This window comes from Pseudomonas sp. JDS08PS003 (genome assembly GCF_045013505.1).
GTDB classification, from domain to species: domain Bacteria; phylum Pseudomonadota; class Gammaproteobacteria; order Pseudomonadales; family Pseudomonadaceae; genus Aquipseudomonas; species Aquipseudomonas protegens_B.
Genome location: NZ_CP120724.1, coordinates 4,340,736 through 4,367,419, shown reverse-complemented (window position 1 = coordinate 4,367,419; position 26,684 = coordinate 4,340,736). Strand labels below are relative to the sequence as shown.

22 protein-coding genes are annotated in these 26,684 nt (G+C 64.5%); 13 read left to right on the top strand and 9 right to left on the bottom strand.

Annotation, left to right across the window (positions count from 1 at the left end; translation table 11 throughout):
- Positions 1–136: 136 nt before the first annotated feature.
- A complete protein-coding gene (locus P7C00_RS19440) occupies positions 137–661 on the bottom strand; it encodes a DUF4265 domain-containing protein (protein WP_404937135.1) in 525 nt (174 codons plus the stop codon).
- 294 nt (positions 662–955) lie between these two features.
- Here P7C00_RS19440 and P7C00_RS19435 point away from each other — a divergent pair, with 294 nt between their 5' ends.
- From P7C00_RS19435 to P7C00_RS19410, 6 genes are read left to right on the top strand one after another with little or no spacing between them, the layout of a single operon-like run.
- Positions 956–2,029, top strand: a complete 1,074-nt coding sequence (locus P7C00_RS19435; RefSeq protein ID WP_404937134.1) for a glycosyltransferase — start codon at positions 956–958, stop codon at positions 2,027–2,029.
- Between the two features lie 53 nt (positions 2,030–2,082).
- The gene (locus tag P7C00_RS19430) at positions 2,083–3,105 is read left to right on the top strand and encodes a hypothetical protein (protein WP_346636446.1); all 1,023 of its coding nucleotides are present in this window, start codon (positions 2,083–2,085) and stop codon (positions 3,103–3,105) included.
- A complete protein-coding gene (locus P7C00_RS19425; RefSeq protein ID WP_404937133.1) occupies positions 3,102–3,836 on the top strand; it encodes a hypothetical protein in 735 nt (244 codons plus the stop codon). The genes P7C00_RS19430 and P7C00_RS19425 overlap by 4 nt, the downstream gene beginning before the upstream one ends.
- A complete protein-coding gene (locus tag P7C00_RS19420) occupies positions 3,833–4,927 on the top strand; it encodes a hypothetical protein (protein WP_346636444.1) in 1,095 nt (364 codons plus the stop codon). The genes P7C00_RS19425 and P7C00_RS19420 overlap by 4 nt, the downstream gene beginning before the upstream one ends.
- Positions 4,928–4,978: 51 nt before the next feature.
- Positions 4,979–5,602: a phosphatase PAP2 family protein gene (locus tag P7C00_RS19415; protein WP_404937132.1), complete on the top strand. Its 624-nt coding sequence runs from the start codon at positions 4,979–4,981 to the stop codon at positions 5,600–5,602.
- The gene (locus P7C00_RS19410; RefSeq protein WP_346636442.1) at positions 5,589–6,554 is read left to right on the top strand and encodes a fatty acid desaturase family protein; all 966 of its coding nucleotides are present in this window, start codon (positions 5,589–5,591) and stop codon (positions 6,552–6,554) included. Before P7C00_RS19415 ends, P7C00_RS19410 begins: the two co-directional genes overlap by 14 nt.
- 132 nt (positions 6,555–6,686) lie before the next feature.
- On the opposite strand, the gene P7C00_RS19405 is transcribed toward P7C00_RS19410, so the two are convergent.
- The 3 genes from P7C00_RS19405 to P7C00_RS19395 form a co-directional block, all read right to left on the bottom strand.
- On the bottom strand, positions 6,687–8,426 hold the full coding sequence (locus P7C00_RS19405; RefSeq protein ID WP_404937131.1) for a dipeptidase: 1,740 nt from the start codon (positions 8,424–8,426) through the stop codon (positions 6,687–6,689).
- A gap of 211 nt (positions 8,427–8,637) precedes the next feature.
- Positions 8,638–9,882, bottom strand: a complete 1,245-nt coding sequence (locus P7C00_RS19400) for a saccharopine dehydrogenase family protein (protein WP_346636440.1) — start codon at positions 9,880–9,882, stop codon at positions 8,638–8,640.
- Between the two features lie 29 nt (positions 9,883–9,911).
- Positions 9,912–11,009: a carboxynorspermidine decarboxylase gene (locus P7C00_RS19395; RefSeq protein ID WP_346636439.1), complete on the bottom strand. Its 1,098-nt coding sequence runs from the start codon at positions 11,007–11,009 to the stop codon at positions 9,912–9,914.
- 353 nt (positions 11,010–11,362) lie between these two features.
- Between P7C00_RS19395 and P7C00_RS19390 the strand changes: the two genes are divergently transcribed.
- The 7 genes from P7C00_RS19390 (at position 11,363) to P7C00_RS19360 (ending at position 19,686) form a co-directional block, all read left to right on the top strand.
- The gene (locus P7C00_RS19390; RefSeq protein ID WP_346636438.1) at positions 11,363–12,688 is read left to right on the top strand and encodes an NAD(P)/FAD-dependent oxidoreductase; all 1,326 of its coding nucleotides are present in this window, start codon (positions 11,363–11,365) and stop codon (positions 12,686–12,688) included.
- Complete coding sequence (locus P7C00_RS19385) at positions 12,688–13,098, top strand: RidA family protein (protein WP_011061806.1); 411 nt, start codon at positions 12,688–12,690, stop codon at positions 13,096–13,098. The genes P7C00_RS19390 and P7C00_RS19385 overlap by 1 nt, the downstream gene beginning before the upstream one ends.
- 70 nt (positions 13,099–13,168) lie before the next feature.
- Positions 13,169–13,846, top strand: coding sequence for a DUF1028 domain-containing protein (locus tag P7C00_RS19380; protein WP_404937130.1), 678 nt, complete (start codon positions 13,169–13,171; stop codon positions 13,844–13,846).
- Positions 13,839–15,002: an acetylornithine deacetylase gene (gene argE, locus P7C00_RS19375; RefSeq protein WP_404937129.1), complete on the top strand. Its 1,164-nt coding sequence runs from the start codon at positions 13,839–13,841 to the stop codon at positions 15,000–15,002. Before P7C00_RS19380 ends, argE begins: the two co-directional genes overlap by 8 nt.
- Before the next feature lie 221 nt (positions 15,003–15,223).
- On the top strand, positions 15,224–16,714 hold the full coding sequence (locus P7C00_RS19370; protein ID WP_346636435.1) for an aldehyde dehydrogenase: 1,491 nt from the start codon (positions 15,224–15,226) through the stop codon (positions 16,712–16,714).
- A gap of 108 nt (positions 16,715–16,822) precedes the next feature.
- The gene (locus P7C00_RS19365) at positions 16,823–18,271 is read left to right on the top strand and encodes an APC family permease (RefSeq protein WP_404937128.1); all 1,449 of its coding nucleotides are present in this window, start codon (positions 16,823–16,825) and stop codon (positions 18,269–18,271) included.
- Positions 18,272–18,273: 2 nt separating this feature from the next.
- A complete protein-coding gene (locus P7C00_RS19360; protein ID WP_346636433.1) occupies positions 18,274–19,686 on the top strand; it encodes an aspartate aminotransferase family protein in 1,413 nt (470 codons plus the stop codon).
- A gap of 155 nt (positions 19,687–19,841) precedes the next feature.
- Here P7C00_RS19360 and P7C00_RS19355 read toward each other — a convergent pair whose 3' ends face one another.
- The 5 genes from P7C00_RS19355 to P7C00_RS19335 all read right to left on the bottom strand — a co-directional run bounded on the left by P7C00_RS19355 (position 19,842) and on the right by P7C00_RS19335 (position 26,398).
- Positions 19,842–24,023 (bottom strand): putative Ig domain-containing protein, encoded by a 4,182-nt coding sequence (locus tag P7C00_RS19355; protein ID WP_404937127.1) that lies wholly within the window; start codon positions 24,021–24,023, stop codon positions 19,842–19,844.
- A gap of 116 nt (positions 24,024–24,139) precedes the next feature.
- A complete protein-coding gene (locus P7C00_RS19350) occupies positions 24,140–24,676 on the bottom strand; it encodes a GNAT family N-acetyltransferase (RefSeq protein WP_404937126.1) in 537 nt (178 codons plus the stop codon).
- A complete protein-coding gene (locus P7C00_RS19345) occupies positions 24,673–25,212 on the bottom strand; it encodes a phage tail protein (RefSeq protein ID WP_404937125.1) in 540 nt (179 codons plus the stop codon). Before P7C00_RS19345 ends, P7C00_RS19350 begins: the two co-directional genes overlap by 4 nt.
- A gap of 29 nt (positions 25,213–25,241) precedes the next feature.
- A complete protein-coding gene (locus P7C00_RS19340) occupies positions 25,242–25,817 on the bottom strand; it encodes a tail fiber protein (protein WP_346635572.1) in 576 nt (191 codons plus the stop codon).
- A 35-nt stretch (positions 25,818–25,852) separates the two neighbouring features.
- Positions 25,853–26,398, bottom strand: coding sequence for a tail fiber protein (locus P7C00_RS19335; protein WP_346635571.1), 546 nt, complete (start codon positions 26,396–26,398; stop codon positions 25,853–25,855).
- Positions 26,399–26,684: the final 286 nt, after the last annotated feature.

Below are 26,684 nucleotides of genomic sequence, written 5' to 3'. Positions count from 1 at the left end.
TTGCCTGTTATTGAGCTGAACCCTTGGGTTGCAATCTGTTCTGCCATCGAGTTGATCCATTGTGTCATCGGGTTTTGCTAGAGCCGTCCAGAACTCTGGTTGGCAACGCCGGCTGTCTCCAGGCGCTGTTCAATGATCAATGGGTCATGCGTCGTAACGATGCCAGGGATGAACATTCCGACTGTCGGGCGAAGTCGATCCCGTGATGTTGCAGGCAGGCGTCTTCATAGGCGATCTGGTCATCGTCAGCTATCGAGGACAGGTAGGAATCTATAGCTTCGAAGCTGCACGCTGGCGGTATGTCAACCGAGAAGAGTGACAGGCTACGCGTCACTGTGCAGTGGGCACCCAGCTGCCGCAGTTTCTTGATGATGTTGGCTTTGTCTTGTGGGTTTTCAGCGAAGACTCTGAGGGTGGAGTGGCCTCCTTGTTGAATAACGCCGGTAGCGATCAGCTCGCTGTTTTCCTGTCGCGTATCAATCAGGTCGCCTTTGCTGAGTCCATAAATGTAATAGGGCGTGTTGTCGACGAGGTAGGTGGTTTCGCCTTGCTTGATGCCCCACAGGGACTCGGCGGTGACGGGCGGATAACCGTCAGCATCCTGTTGCAGGATGAAGGTGATCTTGTGAAAGACGTCCTGGTGATATTGCTTGATGTCCATGGTGTTTGCCCGCTCGAACTGGTCCGACAGTGGTGATAGCCGTTTTGCGCCGAAGAATACCTTATCCCATCGCCTCATCCGCACAGAAAGCGGCGGCTACCCGGCGTGCGCCTCGTTGGGCTTGTGAACAATCCCGAGCCTGGAAGCGCTGACGGGGGAGCCGACTGCGTGGACCATCACACCGGGCGTACGTGGCGTTTGAATAATCTCGGGAATAATGCTGTGATTGCGCCCGTCGCGCCCTCCGGGTGGCCGCGCTTTTTTCAGAGACACAGTGAAATGGATAGCCAAGCAATGACAACCAGGACGTCGCAGCTGCCTCACGGCAGCGATAGGCGCGAGCACCTGGAGGGTATCGCAGCCCATACCGCACTGGTGTTGGAGACCAACAACCTGCGTGGCGGCAAGGATGCAGAGGAGGCCTTGAACAGCCTCAAGCGGCTGATCGCACGCCTTGCCCTGCAGAGCCTGCCACCCCAGAGTTTTGCCCAGTGGGTCATCACCCATGACGGCCTCGATCCTGTGGCACGCCAGGCATTGTGTGCACTGGCCGGACGGGAACTGGACTTCGTCGAGATCGATACTCTTACCGGTTACTACGATGCCAAGAATGTCGGCTTCGACGCGGTCGATCAGGGGCGTTGCCAGTACGTGGTCTTTGCCGATGCCGATTGCATTCCCTGTAGCCATTGGCTGGAGCAGTTGCTCGTGCCTTTTGCCGAGGACGATGCGCCGCTGGCGGTTGCCGGGCGTACCAGTTATGCAGCCAGCGTCGCCGGCAGTGCCCTGACCGCCATCGATTTCATGTATTTCCCCAGCCCCTTGCGCCACGGCGCCACGCGTAACTTCTACGCCAACAACGTGGCCTTTCGCTGTGACACCTTCGAGCAGTACCGCTATGAGCCTCTGGATGGCGTCTATCGCGCCCACTGCCAGGTCATGGGCCTGCGTCTGCAAGCGGCGGGCGTGGCGGTGGCCTATGCGCGAGGCGCCCATACCGAGCATCGACTGCCCGACAGCCATGGCGAAGTGGTCAAGCTGCGCTGGCTCAGGGGCGGCGACAGCGTCGGCCTGACCCCCTATCTGGTCCGCGCCTATATGCCGGGCTGGCTGCAATGGCTTGGACGCAGCGGTCCGATCGGGCCGCTGTGCGTGATGCTCGGGCGCCTCGGCTACAGCCTGCGGGCCCTCAACCATCAGGACTTGCCGCCCTTGCGCGGGCTCCGACGTCTTGGGGCGACGCTGGTGGTCATCGGCATGTCGTTGCTCGATACCGCCGGTGCTGTGGTGCGTGGCATGGGCATCAGTGTCGGGCGTCGGAGCGCCGGTCACAGTGAAGCCTTGTCCTATCACCGCAACCTGGATTGATCCGCGTCGCGCCGTACCGTCGCACGCAGGCTGCGTGCCCACAGGAAGACCCCATGAAAACACCTTCGCTCGCTTCATTCGGCTACTCCCTGGCGTGCCTGGCACTGCTGGCATTGAGCGGTCAGGCCACTGCCGCGCCTTCCGAGTTCAGTGGTCGCGGGGTGTATCACTTCGCCTCGGACAGTGGCTGCGCGACCGCCACCCGCAGCGCTGAGCGCGACTGCAACCGGATTGCCCTGGATGTGGCGGATGCCCAGGCCAGCGTCGACCCGCAAACCCGCGCCATCGTGATTGGCGCTGACGACCACCATGACAGCAAGACGGTGATCGGCGACGTGCTGCTGCACGGCAGTGGCATCGCCGCCGATGGCCAGCGTGTGCCGCTGAGCCTGCAGGTGCTGTTGCGGCGCTCGGGCACGAAGTGGAAGTCCGACACCTATGTGCACTCGCCCGTGCGTGGCAAGTTCAGCGACATCGTCCTCGACCCTTATCAGATCAGCGTCCGCGAAGGCACCGCTGAGCGTGTGCTGTTCACCGCCGAGCAGGCGCGCAAGGTCCTGGCGCAGCCGTCAATCGCCGCGCGAGTGGCCAGCTACTTCGTGGTCGTGCGCCCCAGCGATGCCCGGAACCCGGCGGCCGACGACATCACCATCGGCCTGGGTGTCGGGCGGCTGTCCAAGTCGGTGATGCGTGCCAGCTTCAGCGCCACGCAACCGGGCACTGGCGAACTGGACGCGTTACTGGCAACGGGCACCTGGAACCTTAACCTGCAGGCCTTGAGTGGCCAGATTCCGTTGTGGGTGGTTCAACGCCAACTGTTCGTGTTCGGCCTCGAAGACAGTCCTCTGCTCAAGGAGGTGCGCCAACGCGGCCTGAACAAGCGCGACATCCTCGAATTGGGGGCGGTCAACGGCAAGGGCTACCTGCGTTACAACGGCCATGAACAACCCTTTGCCGATGCCGGGGCATCCGGAGCGGCCTTTATGCGTGACAGCTTTATCGGCCTGATCCTGGCCTGGCACCGCAGCCAGCAGGTGGCCACGGCATCCGCCACTGCCCCGCAGCCCGCGCAATGAGTGTGGGTGAAGCGGTCGCCACCGAGGCGAACTTCAGCTGCCTGAGCATGCCTCAGGCCCAGGGCCTGGGGGCGGTGCAGGCGCGCCTGGTGGATCGCATCAAGCGCGCTGCGCTGCGGCGCCTGCACCGTAGCCCCCGCGGGGAGCGCTTGTTGTTGCGCATGTACCTGGCCGGCGAAGACGCCACCGAGCGCACGCTGCTGGAAGACTTGCTCCCCCAGTCACCGCCCTGGCTGGAGCGTCAGGTGCAACAGCATCTGGCCGATGAGCGTCGCCATGTGACGCTGTTTGCCGACGCCTTGCGCGGCCTGGGCGACGACGGCTCGGTACGCCTGGAACCGGACTGGCTCAGCCGGCGCAAGATCCGGCGTTGGCAGCGCCTGGCCCATCGCTATGCGGCACATTTCGCGCATGGCCTGCTGGTGCCGGCCTACGCCACCGGGCTCTGTGCCGAGCAGATGGCCCAGCGGGTATTGAGCCGTCATTGTGCGGTGATAGGGGCCGGGCATGAGCTGTATCCGCTGCTGTCCCGGGTCCTGGCCGACGAGCAGGGCCACGTGCGCTTGTGCGAGAACACCTTGCGCCGCATCGTCGCGCCCCATGAGTCGGCACACCTGGACCTGTTGCTCAAGGATATTCGCGCAGTGGATGCCAGTTTCGGCGTGACCGGTGCCCTGGCCATGTACATCGCCGGTTGGGTCCTGGGCGGTGTGGGCAGCGCGGCTCGATGAGTCAACGGATTCTTTACCTGGCGACCGCCGATGCCCGTGGCCACCTGATGCGTGCGCAGTTGCTGGTGCATGCCCTGCGCGAGGCAGGGGCCCAGGTCGACGTGCTGACGACCTCGGAGCAGGGGCAGCACTTTCTGCAACGCTTCGGCATCGAGGCCGAGCTGCTGTCCAGGCACTATGCGGTGCAGTTCGACAGCGAGCAGAACATGCTGCGCCAGGCCACCAATCGCAATGTCGCCCATTACCTGTTTCGTCCCGGGCGGATGCTGCGGGACATTCTCCATCTGGGGCGCAGGCTGCGCAGTGTGGATCGGGTGATCAACGACTCCTTCCACCCGGCGCTGCTGTACATGGGCATGCTGCCGGGATGGCGACGCAAGGTCGTGCATGTGTACGGTGCGAGCCTCAAGGTGGCGCTGCTGAACAATTTCGCGGGCATGTGGCCGCGTCAGTTCGGGCGGTTGTTCGGCTGGATTGTCGAGCGCCAGATCAACGCGGCGCGAGCCCGCATCGAGCATGATTTCGCCTATGAAGTGGACGACGCCCAGGCGCCGTTGCTGTATCGCCTGCCGACTCCGGTGGCCCTGGCGGCGGTGATGCCGGAACCATCGGCCCCCGGCGCTGCGGTGTACCTCAATCCGCATTTCAGCGAGCCCAGCCTGGCCGATGCCTTGAGCGCGGGTCTGGAGGACGCCGGCCTGGACGGGCATCGGGTGGGCGAGGGCTATGCCGGGCGCCATGGCTGGCTCGGGGTCGATCCGCACTGGGCCAGTCGCGCCGCCCAGGCACGGCTGATAGTGTCAGCGCCGGGCATGGCGGCACTGTCCATCGCTCGGGTCTATCAGCGGCCGATCATCCTGGTGCTCAGCGATCAGCCCGAACAGACCAGCAATGCGGCGCGTGCCGCCCAGCTACAGCTGCTGCATCGGGTGGTGACCTGGCGCGGCGACGCCGCGGATTTTCGTCGCCAGGTGGCTGAGGCGGCGCAGCAATTGACTGCAGCGGCGGGGGCCGAGTCGACAGCGGCTGCAGGTCGGGCGCGGGCCCAGGGGCGGATCGACGCCTGGGTCAGCCGCCTGCTCAGCCTGTGAGCGCGCCGCTGTGGGCCGTTATCCACCCCTGCACCCGCTAAGCGAGCAGCCATGAGCAATCCCTTGCCCAGCCCGACCCCAAGAGCCAACTATCGACAGGCGCTGGTTGCGCTGCTTGGACTGTTGCTGGGCCTGGGCATTTTCATCGGCCTGCAGCGGCTGATCACGCCGCGCTACACCTGGGTCACGCCGCTGGATGAAGGGATTCCTTTCATTGCCCAGTCCTGGTGGTTGTATGTGCTGTTCTTTCCCTTCGTGCTGCTGGCGGCAACCTACGCCAGTGGCGAGGCGTTCAGGGCGTTCAAGAACGCCACGGGCATGGCCTTCGTCGTCGCCATCCTGTGTTTCTGGCTGTTCCCCGAACACCTGCCCAGGCCCGATCTTGGCAGCCTCGACAATGCCTTTGTGTATCAGCGCCTGAGCCGCATGTGGCAACTGGACCTGGCGTCCAACGGCTGCCCCAGCCTGCATGTGGCAGTGACGTGCCTGGCCTGCCGTGCCCTTTGGTCTTACCCCGGAAAATGGCTGATCGGCATTACCGGCCTGTTGATCTGCCTGTCGACCCTGACCCTCAAGCAACACACGCTGCTGGATGTCGCAGGCGGCCTACTGCTGGCCCTGGCCTGCGCCCTGGCCACCCAACGACAAGGAAGCCATGCCCGTGTCCCAGCCTAATGCCCGTGCCGGCGACAATCAGGCGCTCAATGCCTTTGTCCCGGCCGCCGAGCTGTTTGTCATCAAGCCCTGGATCGGCATGCTGGCGCTGTTGGCCGACTGGGCCCTGATCGCCGCTGCGTTCGTCTGTGCCGCACGCTGGCCGCACCCGGTCATTTACTTTTTGGCGGCGCTGATCATTGCCCGCAGCCAGCTGGCCCTGGCGGTGATCATGCATGAGAGTGCCCACGGCGTGCTTTTGCGCCGGCAGGCACTCAATGATTGCGTGGGGCAGTTGTTGGCGGCTGGCCCGCTGTTTCTTTCCATGGCGACCTACCGCGCCGGCCACCTGAAGCACCACCGGCAACCGATGCTGCATGACGACCCGGTGATGGCGGTGTTCGGCATGGGGGACTACCCGCTGCCTCGGGGCAAGCTGGCCAGGCGGTTGCTGGCGGACCTGTTCGGGGTGGGCTACTTCATCAGCGCCTACAGATTTGCCCGGGGCGACTACCGCGCCATCATGCCCAAGGTCGACAAGTCTGCGGGGCAGGTGTCCTGGGAGATCTGCTCAATGCTGCTGGGCAATGGCGTGCTGTTCGGTCTGCTGAGTGCGTTCGGGCATCCCTGGCTCTACCTGGGCTTGTGGTTGTTGCCAGCCATCACTTTGCTGCCCTTGATGGGCCGGGTCCGGGCGCTCATGGAACACGCCGGATTGCCCGCCCATGCTGACCAGAGCCAGAACGCCCGCAGCATCGTGCGTCCGAACGGGCAGACCTTCTTCTTCGGTCCCCATGGGATCCACTACCACATCGAGCATCACCTCTATGTGCGCGTGCCGTTCTACCATTTGCGCCATCTGCATGAGCAACTGGCAGCGCGGCAGTTACTGCCTGCCGGGAATCTCTATGGCGGTTACATCGGGGTATTGCGGGATGTCAGCTACCCGGCGTTGAAGCCGCCGACGGCCTGACTGCTCATGGCATCTGCGCACCCATCCTCCGGATACTGATCGAGGCTATAGGAAGGGAGGTGTAGAAGGCGCTGGGCAATCAACCGGAACAAGGCCATCGGACCCGCCATTGCGGCGGGTCCGACAGTAGCGTCAGAGCTTGGGCAGTTGCCCGATACGCCCGACCATTTCGGTGACGATCTGCAAGTCCAGGAGGAACTGCTCCACGGTCTTGAACTCGTTGTCGGTGTGGCCGGTGTACTTGACTTCGGGCCGCGCCAGGCCGAATTGCACGCCGTTGGGCAGTTCATGCACCGAGGTGGCACCGGCGGAGGTGCCGAACTTGTGTTCCATGCCCAGGTTCTCGCTGGCCACCGCCAGCAAGGCCTTGACCCATTCGCCTTCGGGGTTGCGGTACATCGGCGCGGCGATGGAGGTGTCGAGCTTCACCGCCACCTGGGTCTTCTTGCTCCAGGCCGCCAGCTTGTCGGTGATTTCAGCCTTCAGCACGTCCGGGGTCTTGCCCTTGGGCACCCGCAGGTTGACCGCCAGCTTGAAGGCCTTGTCATCCACGCCGACGAAGGTCGGGGAGGTGGTCAGCGGGCCCATGAAAGCGTCGGCGAAACCGATGCCCAGCTTGTTCCCCAGGTAGTCCAGGCCCCAGTTGTCGGCGGCGTAGCGGGCACCGTCGGTGAACGCGTTGTGCTTGAGGGCGACCTTGCCGTCGAGGCTGTGGATGAAGTCCAGCATCCGCGCCACCGGGTTGACCCCGGACTCGGGTTCGGAGGAGTGGGCGGACACGCCGGTGACGGTCAACTGCACCTCCTTGCCCACCACCTTGGCGGCCACTTGGAAGTTGCCGCCGTTGGCCTTGGCATAGGCGGCACCGGCTTGCTGCAGGCTGGCCACCAGTTCGGCGGGTGTGTCGGTCTTGAGGGTGGCCACCGAGGTGGAAGGAATCTGGTTGGTGGCCAGGCCACCGGTCAGCCCGGTAATTTCCGCGCCCTTGCCCTCGGCGGCACGCCGGGCAAAGGTCGCCATCACCGTGCCGTAGCCTTTCTCGGCGATCACCACCGGGTAGCCGCCATCCAGCGCCAGGTTGTAGTTGGGCGTCGGATTGCGTTCGAAGTAGTAGGGGATGGCGTCGCCGCTGGTTTCCTCGGTGGTGTCCACCAGCAGTTTGAAGTTCCGGGCCAGGGGCAGCTGCTCTTCCTTGATGATCTTCATGGCGTAGAGCGTTACCACGATGCCGTTCTTGTCGTCCTCGGTGCCGCGGCCATACATGCGGTCGCCGATCAGGGTGACCTTGAACGGGTCGAGGCGGGTGCCGTCTTCCAGGACCCAGTTTTCCGGGGTTACCGGCACCACGTCGGCGTGGGCGTGGATGCCGACCACTTCGTCGCCGGTGCCTTCCAGGGAAATCTCGTAGACCCGGTTGTCGATGTTGCGAAAATTCAGGTTGAAGGCCTTGGCCAGGCCCTGGATCTTCTCGGCGATCTTGAGAAACTCGGGGTTCTTGTACTGCGGCACACCGTCGATGTTGAAGGTGGGAATGGCCACCAGTTCACGCAGGGTTTCGGTGGCGGCCTTGCCGTACTTCACCCGGGCGTAGAGGCCCAGCAGGCGATGGATCTCGTTCTGCTGTTCGGCGGACAGGCTCTTGTTGTCGAGAAAGGCGCCAATGGCCGGGCCCAGGTTGGCGTCCTTGCCCGCTTCGCTCTTGGCCAGGCTGCCGAGGAACTGACGGAAGTCGCTGACCGAGGCATCACTGAAGGACTTGAGGATGGCCGCGCTCTGTTGCGGGGTGATATTGGCCTGGGCGGCGCTGGAGAACGCGGACAGGCTGGCGAGCATCAGGGTGGCCGCAGCCAGGTGCTTGAGAGAGAAATCCATTGTTGAGGGCATTCCTTTGCAGGCGGTGAGTAGGAACTGTCTGATGGTTCAGACAGAAACGTTCCCAAGCTAACACTACGAAGGAGGGCGGCGGGAGTCCCGGATGTGGGATCTGTCGCACAGAACTGCAAAAGCGGCGCACAAACGAAAGATGTTGCAGAGCGAGGAACAGGGGGCGCCTGGGTGGGCGCCCCCTGTGGGTGAGGCAGGATCAGATGGCAGCGTCCCAAGGACGGTCGCCATGCTCGTCCTTGATGCGGGTCGGCAGGCCCATCACGTCCAGCGCCTTGAGGAACGGCTTGGCCGCCAGCTCCTCGACGTTGACCATGCGCTGCACGTCCCACTCGCCACGGGCGACCAGCAGGGCGGCAGCCACTGGCGGTACGCCGGCGGTGTAGGAAATGCCCTGGCTGTCGGTCTCGGCGTAGGCTTCTTCGTGGTCAGCCACGTTGTAGATGAAGACTTCGCGAGGCTGGCCATCCTTGGTGCCCTTGACCAGGTCACCGATGCAGGTCTTGCCGGTGTAGCCCGGGGCCAGGGAGGCCGGGTCAGGCAGTACGGCCTTGACCACTTTCAACGGCACCACTTCCAGACCTTCGGCGGTCTTGACCGGTTGCTCGGAGAGCAGGCCGAGGTTGCGCAGCACGGTAAACACATTGATGTAGTGTTCGCCGAAGCTCATCCAGAAGCGCACGTTGGGCACGTCGAGGTTCTTCGACAGCGAGTGCACTTCGTCGTGACCGGTCAGGTACAGGTTCTGCGAGCCCACCACGGGCAGGTCATCGGTACGCTTGACTTCGAACATGGTGTTGCTGGTCCACTGGCTGTCCTGCCAGCTCCACACCTGTCCGGTGAATTCGCGGAAGTTGATTTCCGGGTCGAAATTGGTGGCGAAATATTTGCCATGGGAACCGGCATTGACGTCGAGGATGTCGATGGAATCAATGCGGTCGAAATGTTCTTGCTTGGCCAGGGCGGCATAGGCGTTGACCACGCCCGGATCGAAGCCCACGCCGAGAATGGCGGTGACCTTCTTCTCCTGGCATTCCTCGAGGTGCTTCCACTCGTAGTTGCCGTACCAGGGTGGGGTCTCGCAGATCTTGCCCGGCTCTTCGTGAATCGCGGTGTCCAGGTAGGCCACACCGGTATCGATGCAGGCACGCAGCACCGACATGTTGAGGAAGGCGGAACCGACGTTGATGACGATCTGCGATTGCGTCTCGCGGATCAGCGCCTTGGTCGCTTCGATGTCCAGCGCGTTGAGGGCGAAGGCGTTTATTTCAGCGGGCTGTTTGAGGCTGCCCTTGGCCTTGACGCTGTCGATGATGGCCTGGCATTTGGAGATGTTGCGCGACGCGATAGCAATACGACCGAGTTCGTCGTTGTGCTGCGCGCACTTGTGGGCCACCACCTTGGCGACACCTCCTGCACCAATGATAAGAACATTCTTCTTCAATTTATTTACGTCTCCTCGTTACTGTCCGCTCAGGAAAGGCTGGACAGGTAGTCTTCGAAACCAAACTCGCGAACCACTTCGATGCTGCCATCGAGCTGCTTCACGACAATGGACGGCATTTTCAGACCGTTGAACCAGTTTTTCTTGACCATGGTGTAACCCGCTGCGTCGATGAACGACAGTCGATCGCCGATGGCCAGCGGACGATCAAATTGGTATTCGCCGAAGATGTCCCCGGCCAGGCAGGATTTGCCGCACACCATGTAGGTATGTTCACCCGAGCTTGGTGACAGCTTGGCGTTCAGGCGATAGATCAGCAGATCGAGCATGTGCGCTTCGATGGAACTGTCCACCACCGCCAGGTGTTTGCCGTTGTACAGGGTGTCGAGCACGGTCACTTCCAGGGACGCGCTCTGGGTGATGGCGGCTTCGCCCGGCTCCAGGTAGACCTGCACGCCGTACTTCTGGGAGAAGGCCTTGAGGCGCGCGCAGAAGGCGTCCAGGGCGTAGTCCTCGCCGGTGAAGTGAATGCCGCCGCCGAGGCTGACCCACTCCACCTTGTGCAGCAGGTGGCCGAAGCGCTCTTCGATGGTGGTCAACATCTGGTCGAACAGGCCGAAGTCGCCGTTCTCGCAGTTGTTGTGGAACATGAAGCCCGAGATCTGCTCGATGACTTGCTCGATCTTGGCCGGGTCCCATTCGCCCAGGCGGCTGAAGGGCCGCGCCGGATCGGCCAGCAGGTAGTCCGAGCTGCTCACCTGAGGGTTGACCCGCAGACCGCGGACCTTGCCACTGGAGGCTTCGGCAAAGCGCTGCAGCTGGCTGATGGAGTTGAAGATGATCTTGTCGCAGTTGGCGAGCATGTCCTCGATCTCGTCATCGGCCCAGGCCACGCTGTAGGCATGGGTCTCGCCTGCGAACTTCTGCCGGCCGAGCTTGAGCTCGTACAGCGACGAGGAGGTGGTGCCGTCCATGTACTGCTGCATCAGATCGAACACCGACCAGGTGGCGAAACACTTGAGGGCCAGCAGGGCCTTGGCGCCGGACTGCTCGCGCACGTAGGCGATCTTCTGCATGTTGCTCAAAAGCTTCTGCTTGTCGATGAGGTAGTACGGCGTCTTGATCATTTCAGGGTCTCCGGCAGGGCCAGCCAAAAAGGTACGCATTGTGCCTTCAGTGCCTGCAGATCGAAAGCTCGGAAATGCATTTTCGCCGGGTAATCATCTGAAAGGCCCTGCCGATCAGTCTGATCGCCATTGGCTTGCGCCCGGATGTCCTCCGACTACAGTCCGGCCCTCGGCAACCCTGGGCTGCAGGCCTTGGCGCTGCCTCGTTTTTTCTTATCCAGGGAGCACATTTTTAGTCATTTTCCTTCGCCGACGTCTGTCGCACCATCTGCTGCATCCGACTCACACCCGGGTTCTGAACAAGGCGCCCAGCGCTCGCGCTGGCGCCCCTCGTCTCGCAGAAGGACACAGACATGACCGTAGAACAAATACAAGTCGATACCCTGGTGGTCGGCGCAGGCCAGGCCGGCGTGGCCATGAGCGAACATCTGAGCAAGCTGGGGGTGCCCCATCTGGTGCTGGAGCGCAGCCGGGTCGCCGAGGCCTGGCGCACCGGGCGCTGGGACTCGCTGGTGGCCAATGGGCCGGCCTGGCATGACCGCTTTCCGGGGCTGGAATTCGATATCCCTGCCGATGCCTTCCCGGCCAAGGATCAGGTGGCGGACTACTTCGAGGCCTATGCCCGCCAGTTCAATGCGCCGATCCGCACCGGCGTGGACGTGCGCAAGGTGCAGCGCAATGTCGGACGTCCGGGCTTCACCGTCGAGACTTCCGAGGGGGTGATCCAGGCCAATCGCGTGGTGGCCGCCACCGGACCTTTCCAGCGCCCGGTGATTCCGCCGATCGCGCCCAAGAATGCACGGGTCGAGCAGATCCATTCCGCCGCGTACCGCAATCCGCAGCAACTGCCCGCGGGGGCGGTGCTGGTGGTGGGGGCGGGCTCTTCCGGCGTGCAGATCGCCGATGAGCTGCAGCGCGCGGGGCGCCAGGTCTACCTGTCGGTGGGTGCCCATGACCGTCCACCGCGCTCCTATCGCGGCCGGGATTTCTGCTGGTGGCTCGGAGTGCTGGGGGAATGGGACGCGGAGATTGCCAAGCCGGGCCGGGAGCACGTGACCATTGCCGTCAGTGGTGCCCGCGGAGGCCAGACCATCGACTTCCGCGCCCTGGCCCATCAAGGCATCACCCTGGTGGGTCTGACCCAGGCCTTCGACGGTGAGCGCGTGACCTTCCAGGCGGACCTGGTGGACAACCTGGCCCGTGGCGACGAGAACTACCTGGCGCTGCTGGACGCGGCCGATGCCTATATCGCCCGCAACGGCCTCGACCTGCCGCCGGAACCCGAGGCTCGGCAGCGTGTCCCGGATCCGCAGTGCGTAAAGCAGCCGATCCTGGAACTGGATCTGCTGGCGGCGGGGGTTACCTCGATCATCTGGGCTACCGGCTATGCCGTGGACTTTTCCTGGCTGCAGGTGGATACCTTCAGCGAACAGGGCAAGCCCTTGCATCAGCGCGGTGTGTCCCGCGAACCAGGAATCTATTTCCTTGGCCTGCCCTGGCTGTCGCGCCGGGGCTCCTCCTTTATCTGGGGCGTCTGGCACGACGCCAAGCACGTCGCCGATCACATCGCCACCCAGCGTAAATACCTTGCCTACAGCCAAGCCCGGCAGACTTCGGCGCAGACCTGCGCGCAGCCGGAGACGCCGGTCCACAACCTCGACAGCGTGGGAGCCCACTGATGCCTACTCATACCCGTATTCGCATGTTCAATACCAAGGACACTTACCCCAACCAGTCCCTGGACAACGACCTGTGCCAGGCGGTGCGCGCCGGCAACACGGTGTACGTGCGCGGTCAGGTCGGCACCGATTTCGACGGTCGGCTGGTGGGCCTCGGCGACCCGCGGGCCCAGGCCGAGCAGGCGATGAAAAACGTCAAGCAACTGCTGGAAGAAGCCGGCAGCGACCTGTCCCATATCGTCAAGACCACCACCTACCTCACCGACCCGCGTTACCGCGAGCCGGTGTATCAGGAGGTGGGCAAGTGGCTCAAGGGCGTGTTCCCGATTTCCACCGGCCTGGTGGTCTCGGCCCTCGGCCAGCCGCAGTGGCTGATGGAGATCGACGTGATCGCGGTGATTCCCGAGTGACCCCTGTGCGGTTGTTTCCAGCGGCGCCGCGTCGAGCGTCCATGCGGGCCCAGTGGGCCAAGGAGTTCCCATGACTTTTTCCATCGTTGGTCGTTGCGCCGAAACCGGCCAGTTGGGCATCGCTATCAGTTCGTCGAGCATTGCCGTCGGCGCCCGCTGCCCCTGGCTGCGGGCCGGAGTGGGGGCGGTGGCGACCCAGAACGTGACCCTGCCGGCCCTGGGGCCGCAGATCCTCGACCTGCTGGAGCATCAGAAACTTGAGCCCGGCGCCGCCCTCGATCAGGCCCTGGGGCGCAACGGCTGGAGCCAGTACCGCCAGGTCACGGTGATCGACGGCCAGGGGCGCACGGCGCTGTTCAGTGGCCAGCAAGCCCTGGGCCTGCACAACGCGGTGGCGGGGGAGCAGTGCGTGGCTGCCGGCAACCTGCTGGCGCGGCCCGAGGTGATCGAGGCCATGGTCCAGGCCTTTGAAAACACCCCGGGCATGCTGGTGGAGCGCCTGCTGGCGGCCATGCAGGCGGCGATGGCGGCGGGGGGCGAGGCGGGGCCGGTGCATTCGGCGGCGCTGAGCGTGGTGGACGACCTGACCTGGCCCATCGTCGACCTGCGGGTGGACTGGGCCGATGTAGATCCCATTTGCCAGCTCGCGGGCCTGTGGCAGGCCTATCGCCCGCAGATGCAGGACTACCTGACCCGGGCCCTGGACCCCACGGCGGCCCCCAGTTATGGAGTACCGGGCAATGAGTGAGCATTCGAGCCGCGAGCTGTTGGCGCGGCTGGTGGGTTTTGCCACGGTCAGCCGCGACTCCAACCTGGAGCTGATCGGTTTTATCCGCGACTACCTGGCGGGCCATGGGGTGGACAGCGAACTGATCTACAACCCGCAGCGCACCAAGGCCAACCTGTTTGCCAGCATCGGCCCCAGCGATCGTAGCGGTGTGGTGTTGTCCGGGCACACCGACGTGGTGCCCGTGGATGGCCAGGCCTGGAGCGTCGAGCCGTTTGTCTTGAGCGAGCGGGAAGGGCGTCTGTATGGCCGTGGCACCGCCGACATGAAGGGCTTTATCGCCTCGGTGCTGGCGGCGGTGCCGGGCTTGGTCCGGCGAGAGCTGCGCATGCCGATCCACCTGGCCTTCTCCTATGACGAGGAGGTGGGCTGCCTGGGCGTACGGCCGATGCTCGAACGATTGCAGCAGCGGCCGCACAAGCCGTTGCTGTGTCTGATCGGCGAGCCCACCGAACTGCGCCCGGTGCTGGGCCACAAGGGCAAGCTGGCCATGCGTTGCCAGGTGCGTGGCGCGGCCTGTCATTCCGCCTATGCGCCGTACGGGGTCAATGCCATCGAGTATGCGGCGCGGCTGATCGGCAAGCTGGGGGAGATCGGCAGCCAACTGGCCCGTCCCGAACACCACGATCCGCGCTTCGATCCGCCGTTCTCCACGGTGCAGACCGGCACCATCAAGGGCGGCCGGGCACTGAACATAGTGCCGGCGGACTGCGAGTTCGATTTCGAGGTGCGCACCCTGCCGCAGTTCGATGCCCAGGCCGTGGTGGATGAACTGCAGCGTTATGCCCAAGACCAATTGCTGCCGCAGATGCAGGCGGTACAGGCCGACACCGGGATCGCCCTGCAACCCTTGAGCGCCTACCCGGGGCTGGCCACCGCCGCCGACAGCGAGGCCGCCGAACTGCTGGCGCTGCTCAGCGGGTCGCGGGCGTTCGGCACTGTGGCGTTCGGCACCGAAGGCGGGCTGTTTCATCAGGCCGGCATCCCTACGGTGGTCTGCGGCCCGGGCAGCATGGACCAGGGCCACAAGCCGGACGAGTTCATCAGCCTTGAGCAGTTGCACGCCTGTGACGCCATGCTGCTGCGCCTGGGGGACTGGCTGGAGCGTCCCGCCTGACCCTGTCCGGCGGTTGACGGGTGCTGTTTTACGCCCCCAGGCCACCTCCCGGATGGCCTGGGCGTTGGCGTTTGCGCGCCCGGGCCAGGGCCTTGGCTACAGAGCTTTTTCATGGTGCCGGAGCATATTTTTAGTATTTTTCCTCTCGCTCGCGGTGACGCACCATCCTCCCTACCTACATAACAACCAGGCCGTTACAACGGTCGACGAGGGAGTGCAGCGTGTTCGATCTCGGTTACTGGCAGCAGCGAGCTGCCCGGCAAACATTCATTGACCAGGCGCTGATCGGCGGCCAACGGTTGTCCGCCCAGTCCGGCGCCACGTTCGACGCCATCAACCCCGCCACCAATCAACTTTTGGCCCGGGTCAGCGCCTGTGGCGCAGCCGAGGTGGACCTGGCGGTGGCTGCCGCGCGCCGGGCCTTCGATCAGGGGCCCTGGGCGCGCATGGCCCCGGTGGAACGCAAGAAGGTGCTGCTGCGCCTGGCCGAGCTGATGCTTGCCCATCGCGAGGAACTGGCCCTGCTGGAATCCCTGAACATGGGCAAGCCGGTGATGGATGCCTGGAACATGGATGTGCCCGGCGCCGCCAATGTCTTCGCCTGGTACGCCGAAAGCGTCGACAAGCTCTACGATCAGGTGGCCCCCGGCGCCCGTAACAGCCACGCCAGTATCAGCCGTGAAGCCTTGGGGGTGATCGGCGCCGTGGTGCCCTGGAACTTCCCCCTGGACATGGCTGCCTGGAAGCTGGCACCGGCCCTGGCGGTGGGCAACTCAGTGGTGCTCAAGCCCGCCGAGCAGTCGCCGTTCTCGGCACTGCGCCTGGCCGAACTGGCCCTGGAGGCCGGGTTGCCGGAAGGGGTGCTCAACGTGGTGCCGGGCTTGGGTGCCGAGGCCGGCCGCGCCCTGGGCCTGCACCCGGACGTGGATTGCCTGGTGTTCACCGGCTCCACCGAAGTGGGCAAGTACTTCATGCAGTATTCGGCCCAATCCAACCTCAAGCAGGTCTGGCTGGAATGTGGCGGCAAAAGCCCGAATCTGGTGTTCGCCGACTGCCAGGACCTGGACCTGGCCGCCGAGAAGGCCGCCTTTGGCATCTTCTTCAACCAGGGCGAGGTGTGTTCGGCCAACTCGCGGCTGCTGGTGGAACGCAGCATTCATGACGAGTTCGTCGAGCGCTTGCAGGCCAAGGCTCGGGACTGGCGGCCGGGCAATCCCCTGGATCCGGCCAGCCGTGCCGGGGCCATGGTCGACGCCCGCCAGACCGCCAGTGTCATGGGCTTCATCAAGGGCGCCCGGGAGCAGGGTGCCGAGCTGGCGTGTGGCGGCCGGCAGTTGATCATCGATGGCAGCGACAACTACATCGAGCCGACCATTTTCACTGGCGTGGATCGCCAGATGACCCTGTTCCGCGAGGAGCTGTTTGGCCCGGTGCTGGCGGTGACCCCCTTTGACCAGGAGGAGCAGGCTGTTGCGCTGGCCAACGACAGTGTCTATGGCCTGGCTGCGTCGCTGTGGAGCGATGACCTCAACCGTGCCCACCGGGTGGCCCGGCAACTGCGGGCCGGCACGGTGTCGGTGAACACCGTGGACGCCCTGGACGTCACCGTGCCCTTTGGCGGCGGCCGGCAATCGGGGTTTGGCCGCGACCTGTCGCTGCATGCCTTCGACAAGTACACCCAACTGAAAACCACCTGGTTCCAGTTGCGCTGAGCCATGCCTTGCGACCCGCTCGCCGGGTCCAGTGCCGCGCCGTCAGAGCGCGTCTTTGCCTGCCGCTCCGGCGGCAGGCCCACAACAATAAAAAACGGAGTGTGTGCCATGACTGCAAGTGTCTCCCTCGGGGCTGCAAGCCCCCTGCAACGCGGCGGTTTGCGCCGGGTCCTGGGCCTGGGTTCGCTGGTCTCGGTGGCCGTCGGCCTGGTGGTGTCCCAGGGGGTGATGGTGCTGATGCTGCAAGGGGCGGGGATGGCCGGACTGGGCTTCTTCATGCCTCTGCTGCTGGCGTATCTGATGGCCCTGACCTACGCGCTGTCCTTTTCCGAATTGGCGCTGATGGTGCCTCGGGCCGGCAGCTTGAGCAGCTACACCGAAGTGGCCATCGGGCACTTCCCGGCGATCCTCGCCACCTTCTCCGGCTACATGGTGGTGGCGATGTTCGCCCTGTCCGCCGAGCTGCTGCTCCTGGACCTGATCATCGGTAAGGTCTACCCCGGCGCGCTGCCGCCGATGCTGGTGGCCTATGGCGTACTGGGCACCTTCACCTTGCTCAACCTGCTGGGCATCGATGTCTTCGCCAAGCTGCAGACGGTACTGGCGGTGGTGATGGTGGTGATTCTGCTGACCCTGGGCCTGGGCGCCATCGGCAGCGCGCAAGCGGATCTGCAACTGCCGCTGGATCAGGGCTGGAACCCCATGGAAGTGGGGGCGCTGGCGTTGGCGGCGATGGCCATCTGGGGCTTTGTCGGTGCCGAATTCGTCTGCCCGCTGGTGGAGGAAACCCGCAACCCGGAACGCAATATCCCGCGTTCGATGATCATTGGCCTGAGCATTATTTTCCTGGTGATCACTCTGTACTGCCTCGGCGCACTGCTGTGCATTCCCCGGGAGCAACTGGCGAGCCACCCGCTGCCGCATTTCCTCTTCGCCACCTCGGTGTTCGGTGAGGCCGGCAAGCTGTTCCTGGTGGGCGCGGTGATCACCGCGACCTGCAGCACGGTCAATTCGTCCCTGGCGGCGCTGCCGCGCATGCTTTACGGCATGGCGCAGAACGGCCAGGCCTTTCCCCAGTTCAAGCGCCTGAGTCCGCGCACCCGTACGCCCTGGGTGGCGGTGCTGTTCATTGCCGCCCTCACGGGCCTGCCGATCCTGCTGCTGGGCCAGGACCCGGATTCCATCAGCCTGCTGCTATTGGCCGCGGCCCTGGCCTGGCTGCTGGCCTACATCATTGTGCACATCGACGTGATCGCCCTGCGGCGTCGCTATCCCGAGGCGCCACGGCCGTTCCGCTCGCCGTTCTACCCCTGGCCCCAGGTGCTGGGCATCGTCGGCATGCTGTTTGCGATCTATCACGTTTCGCCGTCGCCGCAGATGACTGCGCGGATCTTCGGCAGCGCCGGGGTGGTGCTCGGGGTGATCTCGGTGATCGCCGTGGTCTGGATCAAATGGGTGATGCGCAAGCCACTGTTTGTTCCCGAGCCGCTGTTGCCCCTTGACCCGGGTCCCGCTGCAACCCCTTCCCTTGAATCCACTTGCCGTGCAGGAGAATGACCATGAGTGCTTCCAACCCTCAGCCAGACAACGCCCCGCAACGCAGTACCCAGGACTACCAGGCCCTGGACGCCGCCCACCATATCCATGCCTTTCTCGACCAGAAGGCGCTGAATGCCGAAGGCCCGCGGGTCATCGTCCGTGGCCAGGGCCTGCACCTGTGGGACAACGACGGCAAGCGCTACCTGGACGGCATGTCCGGCCTGTGGTGCACCAACCTGGGCTACGGCCGCAAGGACCTGGCGGCCGCCGCCACCGCCCAGCTGGAACAGCTGCCGTACTACAACATGTTCTTCCACACCACCCACCCGGCGGTGGTGGAGCTGTCGGAGTTGCTGTTCAGCCTGCTGCCGGGGCACTACAGCCACGCCATCTACACCAACTCCGGTTCCGAGGCCAACGAGGTGCTGATCCGCAGCGTGCGCCGTTACTGGCAGATCCTCGGCCAGCCGCAGAAGAAGGTGATGATCGGCCGCTGGAACGGCTACCACGGCTCGACCCTGGCGGCCACCGCCCTGGGCGGGATGAAGTTCATGCACGACATGGGCGGGTTGATCCCGGACGTGGCGCATATCGACGAGCCTTACTGGTTCGCCCATGAAGGCAACCTGACACCCGCCGAGTTCGGCCTGCGCTGCGCCCGCCAGCTGGAGGAGAAGATCCTCGAACTGGGGGCCGAGAACGTTGCCGGTTTCATCGCCGAACCGTTCCAGGGCGCGGGCGGCATGATCTTCCCGCCGGACAGTTACTGGCCCGAGATCCAGCGCATCTGCCGCCAGTACGACGTGCTGCTGTGTGCCGACGAGGTGATCGGTGGTTTCGGCCGTACCGGGGAGTGGTTCGCTCACCAGCACTTCGGTTTCGAGCCCGATACCCTGTCCATCGCCAAGGGCCTGACCTCGGGCTACATCCCCATGGGCGGCCTGGTGCTGAGCAAGCGCATCGCCCAGGTGCTGGTGGAGCAGGGCGGGGTGTTCGCCCACGGCCTGACCTATTCCGGGCACCCGGTGGCGGCCGCCGTGGCCATCGCCAACCTCAAGGCCCTGCGCGATGAGGGCGTGGTGACCCAGGTCAAGAGCGACACCGGTCCCTATCTGCAGCAATGCCTGCGTGAAGTGTTCGGCAACCATCCGTTGATCGGCGAGATCCAGGGCACCGGACTGGTGGCGGCCCTGCAGTTCGCCGAGGACAAGGCCACGCGCAAACGCTTTGCCAACGAGAACGACATCGCCTGGCGCTGTCGCACCCTGGGCTTTGAAGAGGGCGTGATCATTCGCTCGACCTTCGGGCGCATGATCATGGCTCCGGCTCTGGTGGCCAGCCGTGGCGACATTGATGAGCTGATCGACAAGACCCGCCGCGCCGTGGAACGCACGGCGCAGGAAATAGAGACCGGGCAGTTGCCAACGGCCTGAGGGCTGGCGCTGGATCGAGCGCTTGTCGGCGCTGTTAAAACACCACACCCCGCCAGCGTCCGACGCTGGCGGGGTGTTGTGTTGTTGCCACGGCTCAGGGGGAGCGACTTCCATCTGTGGGGTTCAGCCCTGGGCCACTAATCTGTGGCCAGGGTTCAGAACTTGCCGTTGAAACCTAGGCGGAAGGTGTCGTTGCGTTCGTCCGAGCCCAGGGCGGTCTTGTACGAGAGCCCCAGTTGCCAGGCGCGTCCGAGGTTGAAGTCGACGCCCATGTCCAGACTGGCGAAATCGCTGTCCAGGGCATCGGGCTTGAGCCGGTACAGCGTGCCTTCGTCGCCCTGGTCGGTGTAGCGCATCTTGTAGTCGCTGCTGCTACTGAAGTTGTGGCCCCAGGCCAGGCCGACCTTGGGCGTGACCACACCGATGCGGGTCATCAGGTCGTAGCCCGAGCGCACGCCGAGGTAGGAGGTGAAGTTCTGCTGGCGCTGCTCGTCGTAGGACAAAGCGTAAATGCCGCCGCCACTTTCACGGTAGGCGTCCATGCGCGTGGTGCTGGCATTCAGGCGGCTGTAAGGGGTCAGCGACAGCGGGCCCTGGCGGTACTCGTAGCTGGCGGTCAAGGAGGCGAACAACTGATCGGCATCCCGCGAGCCACGGGCATAGTCATCGGCACTGCCAGTGATGTAGCGGCGTGAGTCGAAGCTGATGCGGTTGTAGCCCAGCAGGCCGTCGACATACACCTGCGGGGCCAGGTTCAGGCTCAGGTAGGTGGCGATACCGATGGCGTCTGCATCACTGCGGGTGTGGTTTTTGCCGATGTCACTGCGGTCGTTGCCGTAGCCGAAACCGACACCGGCAATGGCGGTCGGCGACAGGCGATAGTCGACCCCGGCGCTCAGGCCCAGGGTGGTGAAACTGTTGTCCCGCGCGCCCCGTGCATGGGTCGAGCCGACGTTGACGAAGCCGTCGCTCCAGAACGCCAGGGCATCCTGTTGGCAATTGTCTTTGAGGGCGGCAGCGGCTTCGCGTTTTTCCTGCTCGGTCTGGTTGGCCGAGGCCCCCAGTTGGTCCTGGACGGTCTTGGCGATCTCGCCCAGCGGCACTTCGCGACCTTCCTTGCGCAGGCTGGCGTTGAACGAATTGCGGTCGCAACTGATCTGGTGCAGTTGCTCCAGACGCCGGTTGAAGTTGTCCATCTGGGTGCTGGCAAAGCGTTCCGCGGCCCGGGTCTGGGCGTTGAGCAGGCCGATGACTTCGGCGTCCTTGGTCGGGTCCGGGCGCTCCTGGATCATGAAGCTGACGGTGCTCGCGGCGCTGGAACCGCTGCCGTTCTGCAGGCTGAAGCTGACGATGGCGGTGCCGGCGAAGGCGGCCGAGGGCACGAAACGCATCGAGAACGGGCCCATCATCATCGCCCTGCCGGCCGATGCAGGTGTGACCGAACCCAGGGTGGCCTGGGTGAACGGGCCGCCGGTGGCGCCTTGAGTCAGGTCGACGGTGGCCGATTGGCCTGCGGCGAGGACCTGGCTGGAGGCGGGTACGGTGATCGCCACGCTCGCGATCACGATCGAGTAGGCCTGTGAGCCCGTCGCCCCATTGGCGTCGGTGGCGGTGATGCTCAGGTTGCTGGTGCCGCTGGTGCTCGGTGTGCCGCTGATCAGACCGCTGGCGGTGTTCAGGCTGAGGCCTGCGGGCAGGCTGCCGCTGGTGATGCTGTAGCTGTAGGGCGCGGTACCGCCGGAGACACTGAGGGTCGCGCTGTAGGGGCTGCCCGCCGTGCCGGCACCCAGGGACGCTGGTGTCACCGTCAGGACCGGCGCGCTGACGGTGATGCTCACCGTGGCCGGGCTGGAGGTGCCGCTGGCGTTGGTTGCGGTGTAGGTGAAACTGTCGGCGCCGGAGAAGCCGGCGGTCGGGGTGTAGCTGATGCTGGTGCCACTGGCAGTGGCGGTGCCATGGCTGGCTGCACTGGCCACGGCGACGCTGGTGGCCGCGCCACCGGTGATGTTCAGGGTGATGGGGTTGGCGCTGCTGTTGGCCGCTAGCGAAGCGCTGACGGCGTTGGCCACAGGCGTCTGGACGGCGACGGTGATCGAGTAGGCCTGGGAACCGCTGGCGCTGTTGGCGTCGGTGGCGGTGACGGTCAGGTTGAAGGTGCCGCTGGCGCTCGGCGTGCCGCTGAGCGCGCCGCTGCTGGTGTTCAAGCTCAGGCCGGCCGGCAGGCTGCCGGTGGTGATCGTGTAGCTGTAGGGCGCAGTACCGCCGGAAGCGCTGATGCTGGCGCTGTAGGCCGTACCGACGGTGCCGTTGCTCAGGGAGCCGGGGCTCAGGCTGATGCTTGGTGCACTGACGGTAATAGTCACCGTGGCTGGGCTGGAGGTGCCGTTGGCGTTGGTGGCGGTGTAGGTGAAGCTGTCGGCGCCGGAGAAGCCGGCGGTCGGGGTGTAGCTGATGCTGGTGCCACTGGCAGTGGCGGTGCCATGGCTGGCTGCACTGGCCACGGCGACGCTGGTGGCGGCGCCACCGGTGATGTTCAGGGTGATGGGGTTGGCGCTGCTGTTGGCGGCGACCGTGGCGCTGACGGCGCCGGCGACCGGCGCCAGGCCATTGATCACGATGCTGTAGGCGCGAGAGCCGGTGGCGCTGTTGGCGTCGGTGGCGGTGACGGTCAGGTTGAAGGTGCCACTGGCACTCGGTGTGCCACTGATCACGCCGGTGCCGGTGTTCAGGCTCAGGCCGGCCGACAGGCTGCCGGCGCTGATGGCGAAGCTGTAGGGCGCGGTGCCGCCGGAGGCGGTTAGGGTCTGGCTATAGGCCGTGCCCTGAGTGCCGTTGGGCAGAGTGGTCGGCGTTATCGCCAGCGTCGGCGCGCTGACGGTAATGGTCACCGTGGCTGGGCTGGAGGTGCCGCCGGCGTTGGTGGCGGTATAGGTAAAACTGTCGGCGCCGGAGAAGCCGGCGGTCGGGGTGTAGGTGATGCTGGTGCCGCTGGCGGTGGCGGTGCCGTGGCTGGCCGCGCTGGCCACGGCAACGCTGGTGGCCGCGCCACCGGTGATGTTGAGGGTGATCGGGTTGGCACTGCTGTTGGCGGCGACGATGACGCTGACGGCGTTGGCCACGGGTGGCGCCAGACCGTTGATCAGCAAGCTGTAGGCGCGGGAACCAGTAGCGCTGTTGGCGTCGGTGGCGGTGACGGTCAGGTTGAAGGTGCCACTGGCACTCGGTGTGCCACTGATCACGCCGGTGCCGGTGTTCAGGCTGAGGCCGGCCGGCAGGCTGCCGGCGCTGATGGCGAAGCTGTAGGGCGCGGTACCGCCGGAGGCGGTTAGGGTCTGGCTATAGGCCGTGCCCTGAGTGCCGTTGGGCAGAGTGGTTGGCGTTATCGCCAGCGTCGGCGCGCTGACGGTAATGGTCACCGTGGCTGGGCTGGAGGTGCCGCCGGCGTTGGTGGCGGTATAGGTAAAACTGTCGGCGCCGGAGAAGCCGGCGGTCGGGGTGTAGGTGATGCTGGTGCCGCTGGCGGTGGCGGTGCCGTGGCTGGCCGCGCTGGCCACGGCGACGCTGGTGGCCGCGCCGCCGCTCAGGCTCAGGGTGATCGGGTTGGCGCTGCTGTTGGCCGCCACCGTGGCGCTGACCGGGCCGACCGTGGGCGCTGCCGCTGTATAGGTATAACCATTGGTCAGGGTCGCGCTACCGCCCGGCGTGGTGACCGCCACATTCACCGTGCCTGCGGCGTGGGCCGGGGTGGTGGCGGTGATGGTGGTGGCGTTGTTGACGGTGAAACTGCTGGCTGCTGTTCCGCCAAAGGTCACCGCTGTGGCACCGGTAAAGTTGGTGCCGGTGAGGGTGACGGAGGTGGCGCCTGCGGTGCTGCCGCTGCTTGGGTTGACTGAAGTCAGGGTCGGAGTCGCGGAGCTGGTGACCAGCAGGTTGTAGGTGGCGACCCCGCCATCGTTGTGGCCGTCATTGAGGGTGATGCTGAAGGTGTAGTTGCCGGCGGTGGTCGGGGTGCCGTGCAACAACGTGGTGGCGCTGCCGGGTGACGCGTTGAGGATCAGGCCCGGCGGCAGGCAGGGGGTCACACCATCGTAGTCCGGGTCGTTGGCATCGCACTCCACCCAACGGTCCAGGGGCATGGTGCCGCCGACGGACGTGATGGTGATGCTCATGCTCTGGCCCACCGCAATGGTGGGCAAGGTGCTGCCGGAGGCCGGGCTGGTGATCACGGGGGCGGCCGCCATGGCCTGGCTGGCCAGGGTCAGCATGACCAGCAGCAGAAACAGTGAAATCAGCGGGCGTGTCAGCCAGGTACCTGGCGCGATCAGCGGTGTTCTCATGAGGGCTTCCTGCCTTGCGACCGGTTCAGGGTCGTGTCCAGCGTCAGTGTTGATAAAGGTCCAGCGGTTACAGCACGGCTACAGCCGGCCCCTTGGGGGCAGGTATTACTTGATGCTCAGGGACTGTCGATTTCTTCTCGTGCGGCAATCCGCGCGGGACGCTGCATCTGGGTGTACAGGCCGGTATCGGCGCCGGCGCGGAAGCCCAGTCGCTCATACAATCCGCGGGCCCGGCTGCCGTGCTCGACACTCAGGCTGCAGGTCTGATGCTGGGCGTCGGCCTTGGCCAGTACTGTGCGCAGCAACTCGGTGCCGATGCCCCGGCCATGCCAGTCCGGCAGCAGGGCGATATCGACAATTCGCACATCGTCGGCTGCGTACTGCACGCACAGGCGCCCGATCGGGCTACCGGCCTGCTCGACGATCAGAAAGTCCGCAGCAGGGAAGTGCTTTTCATAGTGCTGGCGTTGCAGTTCGGCCTGGGTGTGCAGGAAAGCCCGGCGCTGGGCGTCGTTCCAGCCAGGCACTGCACTGACTTCGGCCCAACGGCGCGAGGCGTACAGCGCCTGGAGAAATCCCAGGTCGTGGCCGTTCTGCTTGCGCAGTACGGCCACGCTGCCTGCCGGCAACTGGAGAGGGGTGATGTGAGTCATGAGGCTCTGATCGGGTACTCGCCATCCAGGCAGATGCAGTAGGACAGCGTCTGGAAGGGTTGCATGGTGTTGCGCAAGGCCGTCGACGTTGCACCGCTGCCGGCGTTGCCCACCGTGATGGCCGCCAGTCTCGGGCCTGTCGCGGTCGGTGCAGTGTTGTTGTACAGGCGTATATTGCGGGGCTGCGCCAGGTAGGCGGTGCTGTTGGGGATATCGAGGGCGGCCGCTGATTCGTTGCCGTCCTTGGCCACCACCTGATGGGTGTGCGGGGCGAAATTGCTGGCCACCATGGTTATCCGGTCGGCGCCGAGGGCCTTGCCAACTGGGATATCGCTCAGCCCGGCGCCCATGGCCACGCGCCCGTTGAGATCGGGCAGCTTGAAGTTCTGGCCGGGGGTGCCGCCATACAGGTTGCCAATCACCGAATAGAGGGCTGGATTTTGCTGGACCGTGATGGTCGAGCCATCGCAATACGCCCAGTTTTGCGGGACGAAGTTGTAGGGAAACAGTCTGATTTCACCGGTAAACGCATCCATGATCGGTCATTCCAGATTGAGTGAGGGGGTCACTGCTGTCGGGTCGGATAGAGGCCGAGCAGGCAAATGATGTAGTTGATCGCCAATGAACCCATCAGGTTGCTATGGGGGGTCGTGGCGCCACCGGCCGGGGTCAGTGCCGAGTCGAGAAACTGTGGGTTCAGCGGGACGCTGGCGGAGGTTCCGGTGCCTGCGCTGTACAGCCCGGTGATGATCCCCACGCCCGGGAATGTGGCAAAGGTCATGTTGTTGGGCGTGGCGGCGGGGGACGGGCTCGCCGACGTGGCATCCTGGCTGCTCACCATGAAGCCATGGGTATGGGGCGCGGTGTTTTCCGGCCTCATGGTCACGGCTGCCACGCCAAAGGTTTGGGTCAGCGTTCTTGGGGTCAGACCCGTTCCGGTGCCCTGGCCCACGGGCAGGCGACCCCGGTAGTCCGGCAGGCCGAAGTTGGTGCTGCCATTGCCGCCGTACAGGGTGCCCAGTAATGAATACAGGACCTGGAAGTTGCTGATCGGCAGCAACGTACCGTCACAAAACGCCCAATTTTCCGGCGCATAGTTACCGGCAAACATGCGGATCTCTCCGACGAAGGCTTCAGACATGTCAGTTTCCTTGCTTGAGGGTCTGTAGACAGCCGTTACTGGCGCGGCGGGTAGATGCCCGTCGTAGCGATGCAGAAACAGCCGACGATGGAGGGCTGCATGTTCGGCATGGCCGCGCCTTGGGTTTGGGTGATAGTGGCGGGATTGAGGCTGATCAGGGCGCCGGTGGCCACGGCGTAGGTCGGTTTTGCCGCGGCCCCCTTGGAGTTCGAGCTGACGGCGGGAATGTTGCCTGCCGGGTCATCGTTGCCCGGGTCGGTCGAGACATGTGTGGCATGGTTGTGCAGGGCCACCGAGTTTTGCGGCATCGTAACGGTCTCGCTACCGCCGATGCTGCCCAGCGCGTGCACATCCATGATCGGATCGACGGTGGAGGCTCTGTAGTTCTGCCCCAGGGCGACCCGGCCACGCAGGTCCGGCAGGCCGAATGTGGTGGTGCCGTTACCGCCATAGGTTTTGCCCAGGAGGGAAGCCAGCGCCACATTGGAGTTGATTTGCAGAACCTGGCCCTCGCAAGGCAGCCAACCCTGAGGTGCCCAACCCCAAGGGAACAAGCGAATTTCTCCGATAAAGGGATCCACGTTCTTTTCTCCTTGAACAAAATATTGGCGTCGGTAATCCATCTTTCGCTAAAGCTAGCGAGTGCGCGAATGCACAATAAACAGAATTGAATTTAGTTCGCAAATTTTATTTTTTAGTTGTTCGGTGGCGCTTGATTAAGCGTTCGTTGTAACGCCAAAGGTTGACGTTGCTGCTCAACTTTTGTATTGGCCGTAAGAGCGCTTGATGCGCTTTGTCTGTTACCGGGGAGATCGATCTTTATAGGAGATAAGCCACGGTCTGCAGGCGCTACAGGCTGGGCTTCAC

Excerpts from the sequence above, each read along its gene's own strand:
- P7C00_RS19440 (WP_404937135.1), bottom strand. The coding sequence starts at position 661 with ATGGACATCAAGCAATATCACCAGGACGTCTTTCACAAGATCACCTTC.
- P7C00_RS19435 (WP_404937134.1), top strand. The coding sequence starts at position 956 with ATGACAACCAGGACGTCGCAGCTGCCTCACGGCAGCGATAGGCGCGAG.
- P7C00_RS19430 (WP_346636446.1), top strand. The coding sequence starts at position 2,083 with ATGAAAACACCTTCGCTCGCTTCATTCGGCTACTCCCTGGCGTGCCTG.
- P7C00_RS19425 (WP_404937133.1), top strand. The coding sequence starts at position 3,102 with ATGAGTGTGGGTGAAGCGGTCGCCACCGAGGCGAACTTCAGCTGCCTG.
- P7C00_RS19420 (WP_346636444.1), top strand. The coding sequence starts at position 3,833 with ATGAGTCAACGGATTCTTTACCTGGCGACCGCCGATGCCCGTGGCCAC.
- P7C00_RS19415 (WP_404937132.1), top strand. The coding sequence starts at position 4,979 with ATGAGCAATCCCTTGCCCAGCCCGACCCCAAGAGCCAACTATCGACAG.
- P7C00_RS19405 (WP_404937131.1), bottom strand. The coding sequence starts at position 8,426 with ATGGATTTCTCTCTCAAGCACCTGGCTGCGGCCACCCTGATGCTCGCC.
- P7C00_RS19395 (WP_346636439.1), bottom strand. The coding sequence starts at position 11,009 with ATGATCAAGACGCCGTACTACCTCATCGACAAGCAGAAGCTTTTGAGC.
- P7C00_RS19390 (WP_346636438.1), top strand. The coding sequence starts at position 11,363 with ATGACCGTAGAACAAATACAAGTCGATACCCTGGTGGTCGGCGCAGGC.
- P7C00_RS19385 (WP_011061806.1), top strand. The coding sequence starts at position 12,688 with ATGCCTACTCATACCCGTATTCGCATGTTCAATACCAAGGACACTTAC.
- P7C00_RS19380 (WP_404937130.1), top strand. The coding sequence starts at position 13,169 with ATGACTTTTTCCATCGTTGGTCGTTGCGCCGAAACCGGCCAGTTGGGC.
- argE (WP_404937129.1), top strand. The coding sequence starts at position 13,839 with ATGAGTGAGCATTCGAGCCGCGAGCTGTTGGCGCGGCTGGTGGGTTTT.
- P7C00_RS19365 (WP_404937128.1), top strand. The coding sequence starts at position 16,823 with ATGACTGCAAGTGTCTCCCTCGGGGCTGCAAGCCCCCTGCAACGCGGC.
- P7C00_RS19360 (WP_346636433.1), top strand. The coding sequence starts at position 18,274 with ATGAGTGCTTCCAACCCTCAGCCAGACAACGCCCCGCAACGCAGTACC.
- P7C00_RS19355 (WP_404937127.1), bottom strand. The coding sequence starts at position 24,023 with ATGAGAACACCGCTGATCGCGCCAGGTACCTGGCTGACACGCCCGCTG.
- P7C00_RS19350 (WP_404937126.1), bottom strand. The coding sequence starts at position 24,676 with ATGACTCACATCACCCCTCTCCAGTTGCCGGCAGGCAGCGTGGCCGTA.
- P7C00_RS19345 (WP_404937125.1), bottom strand. The coding sequence starts at position 25,212 with ATGGATGCGTTTACCGGTGAAATCAGACTGTTTCCCTACAACTTCGTC.
- P7C00_RS19340 (WP_346635572.1), bottom strand. The coding sequence starts at position 25,817 with ATGTCTGAAGCCTTCGTCGGAGAGATCCGCATGTTTGCCGGTAACTAT.